The organism is Virgibacillus dokdonensis, assembly GCF_900166595.1.
GTDB classification, from domain to species: domain Bacteria; phylum Bacillota; class Bacilli; order Bacillales; family Amphibacillaceae; genus Virgibacillus; species Virgibacillus dokdonensis.
The window spans coordinates 1,471,105-1,484,956 of the sequence record NZ_LT745763.1 but is presented as its reverse complement, the minus strand read 5'-3'; the positions used below and the strand labels follow the sequence as shown (position 1 = coordinate 1,484,956).

Here is a 13,852-nt window from a genome sequence, read left to right as displayed (position 1 = left end):
GGGAGATTGTAAAAATGAACATTATTTTATTTAGTGTTTGTTGTATGCTAGCTACCTTCTTATTTTATGTTAGTTCTAAGCAAAAAATTACCTGGGTGAAAAAATCGTTTATCCTATACGGTTTTATTTTTTCTATAACGGCTATTTCTCTTTTATCTATGTTTTTTATGCAACATAAAACAACATTTAAACAATTAATAGAAAGTACTATCCCGGTGCATGAAGACAATCACTATTCTCCTGAGGACAGTAAATTATCAAAGCACAAGATAAAAAAAGCGGTCAATATTAAAGCTCCAATGATAGAGCAACTTCCTGAGCTACCAAGAGGTTGTGAAGTCACAACCTTATCCATGCTGCTAAACCATTATGATATACGTGTTGATAAAATGAAATTAGCTGAACAAGTGAAAAAAGACCCTACGCCATACAGAAAAAAAGATGGCAAAATCCACTTTGGTAACCCTTATAATGGGTTTGTTGGCGATATGTACTCTTTTGAAACCCCAGGGATGGGCGTATACCATAAACCAATTGCTGAATTAGCAAAACAATACGTAGGTGATGTCGTAAATGATTTAACAGGAAATGACTTCCAAGCAGTTATTGAAGAATTGAATCACAAACGGCCAGTATGGGTCATTATAAACACAACTTATGATAAACTACCAAAAGATAAATTTACTACATGGCACACAAAAGACGGTCAGATTGACATTACGATGAAGCAACACTCTGTTTTAATTACTGGATATGATGAAAACTACATTTACTTTAACGACCCATTAAACAAAGCGGATAAGGCTCCTATTGAAGAGTTCAAAGCTGCTTGGATACAAATGGGAAAACAGGCGATCACCATTGCAAAATAAATGGAAGATCGCCTGTTTTTTAAATATATAATTTTAATCTCGCATTAGAATAACCTCATCTTTGGAAGATAATGTTAGGAATACTTGGTTTATCTCTTTAAGGCGAAAGCCGCTCCCTCTACTACACCACCTAAATATTACATAATTAGAAAAACTCGGCTTGACGCCAATCTTTATAGCGGAAGCCAAGTTTTACTTAACTATAAACCTTTAAACTTTTATATTTAATAGTGCTAAGAAAAGATTAATTCTCCTGTGTTTTCATTCAATGTTGATACATCAAACTTTTTCTCAACAAAGTTTTTATGCCAAAGCATAAACATAAGCACGGTCCAAATTTTTCTACTGTAATCCCCTTTTCCTTGACAATGAGCGTCTAGAAGTTGAAGGATATAGTTTTTGTGTAATAAATGGTCGGTTTCACTTTCATGAATGAGTTGTTTTGCCCAGCCATTTAACTCATTTTTCAACCAATGACGAATAGGAACAGGAAACCCTAATTTTTTACGATCTAATACATGGTCCGGGACAATGCCTCTGGAAGCTTCACGCAACAAGCTTTTCGTAGTACCATTGGCAATTTTTAAATCAACTGGAATCTCATTCGCTATGCGAAATACTTCTTTATCTAAAAATGGAACTCGTAATTCAAGAGAGTGCGCCATTGTTACTCGGTCTGCTTTTAATAAAATATCTCCACGCATCCAAGTATGGATGTCCACATACTGCATCTGATTTACATATGGATAATCTTTTACTTGATCATCAAATAACTTACCAGTTACTTGTTGATAAGATAACTGTTCATCATATGTTTTTAATAGCTCCCTCTTCTCTTCTTCTTCAAACATTTTTGCGTTTCCAATATAACGTTCACGCAATGGGGTTGTTCCACGGTCGAGAAAACTTTTACCTTTCACTCCTTCAGGTAGTACAGCAGAAACTCGTTTCAGCAACCCTTTCATGAAAGAAGGCATTTTATCAAAATACTTTAATGAATCCGGTTCACGATAAATATTGTAGCCGCCAAAGAGTTCATCAGAGCCTTCTCCAGATAAAACCACTGTTACATGCTTTCTAGCTTCTCTAGAAACAAAATATAACGGTACACAAGATGGATCAGCCAATGGATCGTCCATATGCCACATAATCTTTGGTAAATGATCTATATATTCTTGAGGGGAAATCATGTAGGAAATGTTCTCTACATTTAATTTATCTGCTGTTTCTTTGGCCACATCAACTTCAGAATATCCATCGCGTTCAAAACCGACAGAAAATGTTTTTATTGCTGGATTAAATTCTTTTGCAATGGAGACAATTAACGTTGAATCGATTCCTCCAGATAAAAATGAACCTACTGGAACATCACTGCGCATATGCACATTTACTGAATCATACATGACGTCTTGAATTTTTTTAATCCAGTCCTGCTTTTCACGAAGTACAGGATGGAAAGTTGCATGCCAATAACGCGTAAATTGGATAGGCTGTCCAGGTTTTTTAATAAAATAATGCCCTGGTTCTACTTTTTTTATGCCAGCAGTCATCGTCATTGGTTCAGGTACGTATTGAAAGCTCAAATAATGCTGTAGCGCATCTTTGTCTACTTTTTCTTGTTCCATCATAAGTGTGATGCTTTTTTTCTCAGAAGCAAATGTGGTCCCGAAGGAATTTTCATAATAAAAGAGCGGCTTAATTCCAAAAGGATCACGAGCTCCATACAATTGCTCCGTCTCTTTATCCCACACAAGAATGGAGAACATGCCTCTTAAATGCTGAAAAGCCTCCTCTTTATGTTTTGCAAATAAAGCTGCAATTACTTCTGTATCTGAATCCGTTTGAAATGCATAACCTTCTGCAAGTAATTGTTTACGCAATTCAATATAATTATAAATTTCACCATTAAAAACTAACCATATTTGTTCATCATTATAACTTAATGGCTGGGAGCCACTTTCAATATCTATAATACTCAAACGTCGGAACCCCAAGGAAATATAAGAATCGAAATAGTATCCTTCATCATCTGGTCCTCGATGAGTGATCAAATTATTTTGCTGTTTAAATAGTTCTACTTCTTGTTCTGTTCGTTCTACAGGATTATCAAATAACATTCCGATAAAACCACACATAGCTGTCTACCTTCTCTCATTAAATATAGTAACGTATGGTACGAATCATTTTTTCATTACTATCATACCACACCAAACGTTCGTTAAAAACTTTTAGAAAAACTTGGTATGTGTCAAATTTTTCTCGACATAATTATAACCTCTATCTTTCCAGCACTCTATTTATGTACACTTTTAGTGACCGCTACGAAAAAACACTACGCTTTCCTTGGGCTGGCGCTCAGCCTCCTAAAAAGATTGCTTTTTTTCTATGGGGGCTTCCCGCTGCGCTTTCCCACAGGACAAGGAAAGTTACGTCAGCGAAACATTGCAATCATTTTCGAGGAGTCTCCCGTGTTATCCTCCGCTAGCTTAACAGCATCAACTATCATTCCCCAAACTTCCACTTAACGGGATGGAAAATCTTACAACTACCCCACTATCGCTTGCTGGTCTGCTCATTTCTGTCACCTTTTACAAACCAAGAACCTGAGAATAAAGCAGGGTATTATCGAAAACTCTTTCTTACCTTTCCTTACAGTAAAACAAAAACATGACCTCTCCAGCGACCGAAAAGTCATGCCCTTGCTCACTCTACTGCTGTTCTTTTACTAATGCAATTAATTCTTCTACTTTGTCCGTTTTTTCCCAAGGAAATACAACATCTGTACGCCCAAAGTGACCATATGCAGCTGTATTTCTAAATATTGGCTTTTGTAAATCAAGCATATGAATAATCCCAGCAGGACGAAGGTCGAACAACTTCCTCACAGCTTGAACCAATACTTCTTCACGAACGATTCCTGTTCCGAACGTATCAATAGCAATTGACACCGGTTCTGCTACACCAATCGCATAAGCAAGTTGAACTTCACAACTCTTAGCTAATTTTGCAGCGACAATGTTTTTTGCAACATACCTTGCTGCATAAGCGGCAGAACGATCTACTTTCGTTGCATCCTTACCACTAAATGCCCCCCCGCCATGTCGTGCATAACCACCATACGTATCCACGATAATTTTTCTTCCAGTTAAACCTGCATCACCTTGTGGGCCACCTATTACAAATCGCCCAGTTGGATTGATAAAGTATTTTGTTGTTTCATCTAACAAATGTGCTGGGACTACTGGAAAAATAACATGCTTTAATAAATCTTTTTCAATTTGTTCCACAGTTGCATCTTGATGGTGTTGCGTGGAAATAACGATGGTATCAACTCGAATAGGCTGCCCATCTTCTCCATATTCTACGGTTACTTGTGTTTTTCCATCTGGTCTCAAGTAATCCAAGATACGCCTTTTACGGACATCTGACAATCGTTTAGCTAACTTATGTGCTAAAGAAATCGGTAGTGGCATTAATTCTTCCGTTTGATCGCAAGCAAATCCAAACATTAAACCTTGGTCACCAGCTCCAATAGCATCAATTTCTTCCTCGCTCATTCGTCCCTGTCTTGCTTCCAATGCCTTATTTACGCCTCCAGCAATGTCTGGAGATTGCTCATCTATTGCCGTTAATACAGCACAAGTTTTAGCATCAAAACCAAACTTTGCTCGCGTATAACCTATCTCCTCAACCGTTTTTCGTACGACTGCTGGGATGTCAACATAAGTAGTCGTAGATATTTCACCTGCCACTAATACAAGACCTGTCGTAACGGTTGTCTCGCATGCAACACGAGCATAAGGGTCCGATTGTAATATTTCATCTAAGATAGCATCAGAAATTTGATCTGATATTTTATCAGGATGACCTTCTGTTACAGATTCAGAAGTAAATAAACGTCGATTCGTAGCCATTTTGCTACTTCCTCCTTTAAAATCAGATACGGAACTCTATATAACGTGAAAATTTACTTAACTGGATGTTTTCTCTGACACACGATAAACAAAAGAAATCTAAAATGATCATTATTATAAGATATGCATATATAATGACAAGAACAAACACTTCTAGTTATCCTGCGCTAGATTACCTGTATACATTTAACAATAGAAAAGCTTGGCTTAAACGCCAAGTTCCTATGGCGAAAGCGGTAGTCTTCCTTATACTATAAGCCCTAATTTTATACTTTTCTACAGTATAAAAAATCCCTTCCTGCTTATCATGAGGAAAGGGAATAGCGATCCTTTCGCTCTTATTGTTCAAGGTTTCGTATGACCTTGCATCAGGTTAGCACCTTTTCACAAATGTGTGATGGTTGCTGGGTTTCTTAGGGACTGTCCCTCCACCAACTCTGAATAAGAGATCCGTTCGCAATTCAGCTTACCTAAATAGTAGGTTCCTGTCAATTAATTTGGGTGTATTTTCAATCACTTTACCCACATACTATTAGAAAAACTTAGCTCGTCACCCAGTCTTATGAAGAAAGCCTTTGTTTTCTTTTATTATATAAACCCTAAAAATTTATACTTTCCTATAGTATAAGAAACACCAGAGAGGCATACTAATTCTTCTTTAATTTTTTATATTTTATCATATTTAGTATGGACTATTTGAATAAATGTGTTATACTATTTACAGATTAAACACATGAACATGAATAAATTTGAGTTAAAAGGCAGGTATTTTTAATGAAAACGGTAGAAAAATCATTTGTAACCGAATTATATGCACATCCTTATTTGTTGTCGAATTTATCTGTACCACAACTTGTAGAAAAAATTTTAGCTAGAAAAGAAGGAAAGTTATCAGCAACTGGAGCTGTTCAATCTGAAACAGGAGCTTATACTGGTCGCTCTCCTAAAGATAAATTTATTGTAAAAGATGAAATGAGCGAAAAGTATGTTGATTGGGGAACGGTAAATCGTTCTGTTAGCGAAGAGACTTTCAATAAGCTTTATCAAAAAGTCGTTGCCTATTTAAAAAACAAGTCGGAAATCTTTCATTTTAAAGGATATGCTGGAGCAGACCATGAATACCGTCTTCCTTTGCAAGTGATTAATGAATATGCATGGCACAATCTCTTTGCCAGACAATTATTTATCACACCTACGAAGGAAGAACTAGAAAAGCATCAGCCAGAATTTACTGTTATATCTGCACCAACATTTAAAGCTAACCCAAAAGTAGACGGTACAAATTCAGAAGCATTTATTCTTGTATCATTTAAACAACGTATTGTATTAATAGGCGGAACCGAGTATGCTGGTGAAATTAAAAAATCTATTTTTTCCGTTATGAACTATTTATTGCCACAACGTAATGTATTATCGATGCATTGCTCTGCTAACGTAGGTAATGAAGGTGACGTTGCCTTATTTTTTGGTTTGTCAGGAACAGGAAAAACTACGTTATCCGCTGACCCATATCGTCGTCTAATTGGTGATGATGAGCACGGTTGGGGGCCTAATGGTGTATTTAATATAGAGGGCGGATGTTACGCTAAATGTATCAATCTATCGCAGGAAAAGGAACCACAAATTTATGATGCCATTAAATTTGGTACAGTATTAGAAAACGTCGTATTGGATGAACAATCTAGAATTCCTGATTATGATAACACAATCTTAACAGAAAACACACGCGCAGCATATCCGTTAGAGAACATGGATAATATTGCAATTCCTAGTATGGCAGGACACCCAAATACAATTATTTTTCTAACTGCAGATGCGTCCGGAACATTGCCTCCAATTAGTAAATTAACAAAAGAACAGGCTATGTATCACTTTCTAAGTGGCTATACGAGTAAACTAGCAGGTACAGAAAGAGGTGTAACAGAACCACAGGCGACCTTTTCAGCTTGTTTCGGTTCTCCGTTCCTCCCGTTAGCACCATCTAAATATGCCGCTATGCTGGGGGAGAAAATTGACGCCTATCAATCAAATGTCTTCCTCGTTAATACTGGTTGGACAGGAGGATCCTACGGTGTAGGAAAGCGTATGAAGCTATCTTATACACGGGCTATGATTCATGCTGCTCTAGAAGGAGAATTACATGGCGTAGAAACAACAAAAGATCAAGTTTTCGGATTGGAAATTCCAATGCATGTGCCTGGAGTCCCTGATGAAGTATTAATTCCGAAAAACACGTGGCAAGATAAAGCCGCTTATGACCAAACAGCAAAACAGCTTGCAATGAAATTTCATGAGAATTTCAAACAATTTACGGAAGCTCGTGAAGATATTGCTAATGCTGGCCCTATTTTTAAGGGTTAACTCATGTTTCCTCATCCCAAAAGGAATTTTATATAAAGTATTACCTAGCAGTTACTGCTGCATATCGACCTCAATAGGAGGTCGATTTTTTTATTGTATAGAAATTTATAAAATGAGGTGTTGTGGATAATGAAAAAACCGAATAGTCACGTCTGCTCCATCGTCTAGCAATTAGGCGACTTCACTCCATTGCTCGATAAGTCATCATCGAATCATCCCCTCACCGTAATTCCTTTATCTCCGTTAATTTGTTCCATTCGCTACGTTGCTAAACGGGCGCTTGCTCCTTATAGGAAAAACAAAGGCTTTCGCCTTAAAACTTGGCGACAAGCCAAGTTTTTCTAATTAACTAGGCATTCACACATTTTTCTATCCAATCATAAACTGTTTTGACGAATGAAATTATAGAAAGGAGCAAATAGGATGAAAAAAATTCTATTTTTCCTGCTCTTCAGCAGCATACTCTTGTTTTTAACAAGTTGTAATAATGAAAACTCCAATAAGAAAATTCAATTAGCTGAAGTTACTCGTTCCATTTTTTATGCACCGCAATATGTCGCTTTAGAAAAAGGATTTTTTAAAGATGAGGGGTTAGATGTAGAATTGCAAACCACATGGGGTGGTGATAAAACGATGACTTCCCTATTATCAGATGGATCGGATATCGCTTTAGTTGGAGCGGAAACGTCTATTTACGTCTATGCTCAAGATTCAAAAGATATTGCTATTAACTTTGCTCAACTAACGCAAACAGACGGAACTTTTTTAGTAGCAAAAGAAGAAAAATCAAATTTCAGTTGGGATGAATTAAAGGGAACATCATTTTTAGGACAACGTAAAGGCGGCATGCCACAAATGGTTGGAGAATACGTACTTAAACAGCAAGGAATTGATCCACATGAGGACTTAAACTTACAACAAAATATTGAGTTTGCTCATATTCCTAGTGCATTTGTGTCTGGAGATGCTGAATATGTACAATTATTTGAACCAACTGCCAGTGCATTTGAAAAAGAAGGAAAAGGCCATATTATTGCTTCTTTCGGAGAAGAATCAGGAATTGTTCCATATACCGTTTATATGGCAAAACAAACCTATATGGATGAACACGAAACAGAGATGAAGGGTTTCACGAAGGCTATTTACCGCGCACAACAATGGGTTGCAGAGCAGCCTGCAGAAGAAATTGCTCAAACGATTCAACCTTATTTTGAAGATACAGAGTTAGAAATGCTAACCTCATCTATAGAACGCTATAAAAGTCAAGGTTCCTTTGCAACGGAGCCATTATTACAAAAAGATCCATGGAATAACTTGAAAAACATTATGGAAGAAGCGGGAGAATTACCAGAAGATGTAGCTTATGAAGAACTCGTCAATACAACATTTGCAAAGGATGTATTACAAGATTAAGGGGAGTGTGTGATGACACTTTTAACATTAGAAAATATTACTCATTACTACTTTTCTAAGCAAGGAGCTACAAAAGCATTAAAGGATATTTCTATATCTATTCAAGAAGGGGAGTTTATTTCATTATTAGGACCAAGTGGTTGTGGGAAATCGACGATTCTTTCTATTATGGCAGGTATTATCCAGCCTACAGAAGGAAATGCTAGCTTAAAAGAAAAAGCAATCCAATCCCCTTCTTCAGAAATAGGCTATATGCTGCAACAAGACTATTTATTTCCATGGAAAAGCATATTAGATAATATCCTTTTAGGGCCGAAAATAAATCAGACAGCTACGAATAAAATAAAAGAAAAAGGTATGGAGCTATTACAAGAAGTGGGAATAGAGCATGTAGCTGCTGCATATCCTGATGCATTATCAGGAGGGATGCGGCAACGAGCAGCCCTCGTACGAACTTTGATCAATGACCCGATGATTTTACTGTTTGATGAACCTTTCTCTGCTTTAGACTACCAAACAAAGTTAAAGTTAGAGGATTTAGTCGCAATACTGTTAAAAACATACCGTAAAACAACCGTACTTGTTACTCATGATATTGGCGAGGCCATTGCTATGAGTGACCGTATCTTTGTCATGGATACAAACCCTGGAACCATATCAAAAGTATTTGACGTACCTATCGAGCTACGTAATGAACAACCATTTCTAGCAAGAAGGCATCCTAAATATCAGCTATTATTTGATAAAGTATGGGATGAATTGGATAATCGCAAAAATGTCGCATTCTTAGGAGGAGGTAAATAAGGGATGGCTCAAAGCAATGCCGAAGAACAATTATTTCAACAATATTTATCCTCTGTCCAAAAAGAAAAAAAGCATGTGCTTATTTGGCAACTTTTAATCCTAATCAGTTTTGTATTCCTTTGGGAGATCGCTAGTCGATTTTACTGGATCGACCCACTATTGTTTAGCTCTCCTTCTACGATATATCAAGTCATTGTAGATAAGATGAAAGATGGGTCACTTCTTGCACATATGCAAGTCACTTTATTAGAAACAGTCGCTGGATTTTTGATTGGAACTATTGTAGGTATTTTCCTTGCCACCTCCCTATGGTTTTCCAAGCGTTTATCTAACATATTAGATCCTTATCTTGTTATCTTAAATGCTATGCCTAAAGTAGCATTAGGTCCGATAATCATTGTTGCATTAGGGCCGGGATATGTATCCATTATTGCAATGGGAGCCATTATATCCGTAATCATTACAACACTTGTCGTCTATTCAGCATTTAATGAAGTAGACCCTAATTACGCAAAAGTACTGCAAAGTTTTGGAGCAACTAAACGGCAAATTTTTCAGCACGCCATTTTCCCTGCCACATTACCAACGATGATTTCTACACTAAAAGTAAATGTTGGGCTTTCCTGGGTTGGCGTCATTGTGGGTGAATTTCTTGTTTCAAAACAAGGGTTAGGTTATTTAATTATTTATGGCTTTCAAGTGTTTGACTTCTCGCTTGTTATGATGAGTTTAGTATTAATAGCTATTTTTGCAGCTATCATGTATAAGCTTGTAGAAAAAATAGAAAGCTGGTTAATCAAATAAAACAGGCTTGAAATGCAGCATCGACTTGTAACCCCGTAAAAGCTGTGGTTTCTCGTACACTAGATACTATTAAAGATCTATACGGCAGAAATTACTGCCGTATAGATCTTTAATAGAAAAGGCAATTGCATGTTTGGAAAACCTTACCAAAACAACGATGGACTATAAAACCATATATGGCGATACAGCGAGCTCCTAGTGCGTTTAACATACTTATTTCACAACTGTAAGTTCAAATGTGATAAACAATACGTTAACACACCGTCTTTCATCATAAAACTGTACTCTTCACGTTGCTTCACATCTACAGGGATGTGTTCTAGTAGAACAGGTCCACAAGTTTCATAATATGTCTTTTGTTTCTCCAATGAACAAATTGTTGCGAAATAGACATTTTTAATGACATTTTCAAACTTACCAGAAACAAAATATTGACCAACATAGCTTATTTTTTCAACAATGCCTCCAGTTTCTTCTTTAATTTCTCTAATAGCTGCTTCTTTTGCACTTTCCCCTCTTTCTACTTTCCCTCCTGGAAATTCCAATCCCCTTTCTTTATGCTTCGTCAACAGCCATTTATCTTTATATACGCATATGACCCAAACATGAAGCGGAGAATTAGAATAGGGTTGATCTGCAAAGGATAATTTTACTTCATTATGGTAATAATCTTTAAATGTATACATTTTTTCAACGCCTTCTCTAGTACTTCATTACCTTTAAATGAATTTCATTTTCGTGTTTCATCACAAACACTATTTATCTGACAACCCATTCCGGTAAAATCCCTAACATTTCTATAAAAACTGTAAGCTGTAGTAGACAAGCCTCTATCCCTAGTCTTATATGGATGAAATGTCCCCATATAAAAATATGCCTATACAGTTACTACAATATTGGTCCATTTTACCATTTTGATGGCATAAGATTCATTTAGGATATTCAATATTTGTTATTTTCCATTGTTTATCAAAGGAAAATGCGAATTTTATTGTGTAATCTCCATAAAAAGTTGTTTCGTTTGTTTGTGTTACAATAACTTGATTATCACTTTGCTCAGTGATTTCATAAGGCTCCCCTTTTAAAAACCAAGCTGGCTTACTCGTTGGACGAAGGTACAGACCACCACTCTTTTCCCTATAATAATACTCTACAAAAGGTTTAGCAACTGAATATGTAGCAACGGAGCTAAACTCTTCATACAGATCTTGTTTAGAACCTAATTTCTTCACACGATAATCTCTATGAATAGGTTGCAGTAAAATATCCATAAATTGTTCTGTTATGTTCGTTATTTTTTCTTCCGTTAACGGGTTGACTTCTGCATTAACAGTAGCTTGCGCTGTTTCTTTTAGCGCATCTCCTGAAGCAGTTGGCGTTTGTATATGCAATACTACAAGCGATAACAACATGATAATGATAAGCAGGGTCGTGCTATAAACGATGCGTCGTTTATTCATCTCCAATATACCTCCTTGTGTGAGCAAGATTCATTTCCCTTACTATTCTATTCCTGTCTATACCAATAGATAAACCTTCACTCACACAAATGGCATAATAAATTAAATTTTAACGGTTCTTCTTTTGTCTTGTAATTACGTATCTAAAATGCCCATTTCTTGAATATGCGCTCTCGTTTTTTCATCTCCTAAATCATGTACAAGTTTGAACGCCTTGATCATATCACTGTCATACTCATCATTTGCTGCATCATTATGGTAAGGAACTGCTGGAATATGTGCCCGAAAGAATGAACGTATTCCAGAAGCATTTGCTTCATCAAAGGCTTCACGTAATTGTATAATTTCTTGCTCCGTTGCGTAAATAACAAATTCATCATTATTGTGATACTTCACCCTTGATATTTCTCCTGATCCCATTTGAACGTAATATTTTTGCTTTTCCATTTCAAACACCTCCTATCGTATAGTGTTTCTTTTTCATTAAAAAGCATGTATGGAAAACCAATACGATACGTACATATCATTTGCCAATCTTAATCGTTAATAGCGCCTTTTTAGACAACTTATTACCTATTTAAGAAGTTAAAAACTTGGTTGATCGACAAAACAAGCTGTTGTTTACACCAAAATTCATCCTTTCCTAGAGCGTAAAAAAACTCGCTATAATTAGCGAGTAAATAATGTTGATCAATCTTCATCTATTAAAAGCCTCTTATCTCTAATTGATTATGCATAACTCCTTTTCTGGCTACCAATAAAAGTACAAGAGCAACGATCGTCTCCGACACTGGTAGTGCAAGCCAGACACCTGTAGTTCCTAATAACATTGGCAAGATAAGAAGCATAGCAATTAATAAAATAAATCCTCGGAACAGCGTTATGCCCACTGATGGACGAACGTAGCCAATAGATTGATAGTATGTCATATAAATAAAATTCACTCCCATAAACAAGTACCCTAAGAAAAACAATTTAATCCCTCTTACAGCCAGGTCTTTAATTTCATTGGAATCGACCCCAAAAATAGATACAAGCAAATCCGCACCTAAGTAACCAATAACTAGAAATAAACCACCAAGCAGAAAACCGGTTATTTCTGCAATTTTCACTGTTTCTTTAATAGAAGTAAATTTTTTGGCCCCATAATAATAACTAATCATAGGTTGAATGGATGAACCTATACCGATAAATGCGAGTAACATAAAAGTATGCAAATAGTTAATTACTGAAAAAGCTGCCAGCCCATTTGTACCAGCATAATAAGCAATGGCAATATTGTACCCCATTACAAAAACACCAATACCTGCTTCGGATAAAAAGCTAGGTAGACCAATGGCGCTTATTTGTTTCAAATCGGCCTTCTTCCAGACTATTTTTGTCAATTTTAGACCAGAGCCTTTTTTAAAGAAATGCAACGAATAAATGATTAAACCAATAAGTGTTGCCACTGAAGTAGCAATCGCAGCTCCAGTAACTTCCCATTCAAGGATAAATATCATTACGTAGTTTAAAATAACATTAACAATGGCTGCCACAATTAAACCGATCATCGCTAATTGTGGGTCACCATCATTTCGCACGAAAATACTTAAACATACTTCCAAAGCTAAGACTAATGAAAACAGAAACAAAATACGCATATAGTCTAAAGCATAGGGCAATGTTTCAGCATTTGCTCCAAAGAGCCTTGCTAAAGGCTCCATAAATAGGAGCCCAAAAACACTAATACATAGGCTTATTATCGTTACAAGCACGATAGAAATGGTGTATAAACGCTTTGCTCTCTCTTTATCGCCAGACCCAACTGCAATGGAGTATAACGTCCCACCACCAACACCAATTAATAAAGAAATGGAAATAATAATTGAAAAAACAGGAACTGCTATATTTACACTTGCTAAAGCAAGGGAGCCTACACCATTACCAACAAATATACCATCAATGACGATATTTACGGACATAAGCATCATACCTAGAATAGTAGGGAGAAAATACTGAAAAAAGCTCTTTTTAACAGGCTGACTCCCTAATTTTTGTTCAACTATGCTCATTACATCACCCCAATTCAAAGCTACTACTCTTATTCTAATTTCGTATTCATAAAAAGTCCATTTTAAATGACTGATTAAAAAAGAAGCACATGTGAGAGAACAAACGATCGGAACGCCCGTTTAACAACGTGGCGACTAGGAAGCATCAACTAAAGATTTAGGAATCCTCC

The 13,852-nt window shown here is 36.3% G+C and carries 11 protein-coding genes and 1 riboswitch; of the genes, 5 read left to right on the top strand and 6 right to left on the bottom strand.

The window, feature by feature from the left end; genetic code table 11:
* Nucleotides 1–14 precede the first annotated feature (14 nt).
* Nucleotides 15–872 (top strand): C39 family peptidase, encoded by an 858-nt coding sequence (locus tag B2C77_RS08455; RefSeq protein ID WP_237342721.1) that lies wholly within the window; start codon nt 15–17, stop codon nt 870–872.
* 233 nt (nt 873–1,105) lie between these two features.
* On the opposite strand, the gene asnB is transcribed toward B2C77_RS08455, so the two are convergent.
* Complete coding sequence (gene asnB, locus B2C77_RS08450) at nt 1,106–3,007, bottom strand: asparagine synthase (glutamine-hydrolyzing) (protein ID WP_077703225.1); 1,902 nt, start codon at nt 3,005–3,007, stop codon at nt 1,106–1,108.
* 573 nt (nt 3,008–3,580) lie between these two features.
* Entirely contained in the window at nt 3,581–4,786 is a 1,206-nt protein-coding gene (gene metK / locus B2C77_RS08445) for a methionine adenosyltransferase (protein ID WP_077703224.1), read from the bottom strand.
* A 335-nt stretch (nt 4,787–5,121) separates the two neighbouring features.
* Nucleotides 5,122–5,234, bottom strand: a riboswitch (SAM riboswitch).
* A 326-nt stretch (nt 5,235–5,560) separates the two neighbouring features.
* Here metK and pckA point away from each other — a divergent pair.
* The 4 genes from pckA (at nt 5,561) to B2C77_RS08425 (ending at nt 10,168) form a co-directional block, all read left to right on the top strand.
* The gene (gene pckA, locus B2C77_RS08440) at nt 5,561–7,147 is read left to right on the top strand and encodes a phosphoenolpyruvate carboxykinase (ATP) (RefSeq protein ID WP_077703223.1); all 1,587 of its coding nucleotides are present in this window, start codon (nt 5,561–5,563) and stop codon (nt 7,145–7,147) included.
* A gap of 423 nt (nt 7,148–7,570) precedes the next feature.
* Nucleotides 7,571–8,560, top strand: a complete 990-nt coding sequence (locus B2C77_RS08435; RefSeq protein ID WP_077703222.1) for an ABC transporter substrate-binding protein — start codon at nt 7,571–7,573, stop codon at nt 8,558–8,560.
* Nucleotides 8,561–8,572: 12 nt separating this feature from the next.
* Complete coding sequence (locus B2C77_RS08430) at nt 8,573–9,364, top strand: ABC transporter ATP-binding protein (RefSeq protein WP_077703221.1); 792 nt, start codon at nt 8,573–8,575, stop codon at nt 9,362–9,364.
* Nucleotides 9,365–9,367: 3 nt separating this feature from the next.
* Entirely contained in the window at nt 9,368–10,168 is an 801-nt protein-coding gene (locus tag B2C77_RS08425; protein ID WP_077703220.1) for an ABC transporter permease, read from the top strand.
* A gap of 218 nt (nt 10,169–10,386) precedes the next feature.
* On the opposite strand, the gene ytkD is transcribed toward B2C77_RS08425, so the two are convergent.
* The 4 genes from ytkD to B2C77_RS08405 all read right to left on the bottom strand — a co-directional run bounded on the left by ytkD (nt 10,387) and on the right by B2C77_RS08405 (nt 13,682).
* Nucleotides 10,387–10,854, bottom strand: coding sequence for an RNA deprotection pyrophosphohydrolase (gene ytkD, locus B2C77_RS08420; protein ID WP_077703219.1), 468 nt, complete (start codon nt 10,852–10,854; stop codon nt 10,387–10,389).
* A gap of 243 nt (nt 10,855–11,097) precedes the next feature.
* The gene (locus tag B2C77_RS08415) at nt 11,098–11,628 is read right to left on the bottom strand and encodes a hypothetical protein (RefSeq protein WP_077703218.1); all 531 of its coding nucleotides are present in this window, start codon (nt 11,626–11,628) and stop codon (nt 11,098–11,100) included.
* A gap of 135 nt (nt 11,629–11,763) precedes the next feature.
* Nucleotides 11,764–12,075, bottom strand: coding sequence for a hydrolase (locus B2C77_RS08410; RefSeq protein WP_077703217.1), 312 nt, complete (start codon nt 12,073–12,075; stop codon nt 11,764–11,766).
* Between the two features lie 257 nt (nt 12,076–12,332).
* Nucleotides 12,333–13,682, bottom strand: coding sequence for an MATE family efflux transporter (locus B2C77_RS08405; protein ID WP_077703216.1), 1,350 nt, complete (start codon nt 13,680–13,682; stop codon nt 12,333–12,335).
* Nucleotides 13,683–13,852 lie beyond the last annotated feature (170 nt).

Coding starts and splice junctions, on each gene's coding strand:
- B2C77_RS08455 (WP_237342721.1), top strand. CDS start 15: ATGAACATTATTTTATTTAGTGTTTGTTGTATGCTAGCTACCTTCTTA.
- asnB (WP_077703225.1), bottom strand. CDS start 3,007: ATGTGTGGTTTTATCGGAATGTTATTTGATAATCCTGTAGAACGAACA.
- metK (WP_077703224.1), bottom strand. CDS start 4,786: ATGGCTACGAATCGACGTTTATTTACTTCTGAATCTGTAACAGAAGGT.
- pckA (WP_077703223.1), top strand. CDS start 5,561: ATGAAAACGGTAGAAAAATCATTTGTAACCGAATTATATGCACATCCT.
- B2C77_RS08435 (WP_077703222.1), top strand. CDS start 7,571: ATGAAAAAAATTCTATTTTTCCTGCTCTTCAGCAGCATACTCTTGTTT.
- B2C77_RS08430 (WP_077703221.1), top strand. CDS start 8,573: ATGACACTTTTAACATTAGAAAATATTACTCATTACTACTTTTCTAAG.
- B2C77_RS08425 (WP_077703220.1), top strand. CDS start 9,368: ATGGCTCAAAGCAATGCCGAAGAACAATTATTTCAACAATATTTATCC.
- ytkD (WP_077703219.1), bottom strand. CDS start 10,854: ATGTATACATTTAAAGATTATTACCATAATGAAGTAAAATTATCCTTT.
- B2C77_RS08415 (WP_077703218.1), bottom strand. CDS start 11,628: ATGAATAAACGACGCATCGTTTATAGCACGACCCTGCTTATCATTATC.
- B2C77_RS08410 (WP_077703217.1), bottom strand. CDS start 12,075: ATGGAAAAGCAAAAATATTACGTTCAAATGGGATCAGGAGAAATATCA.
- B2C77_RS08405 (WP_077703216.1), bottom strand. CDS start 13,682: ATGAGCATAGTTGAACAAAAATTAGGGAGTCAGCCTGTTAAAAAGAGC.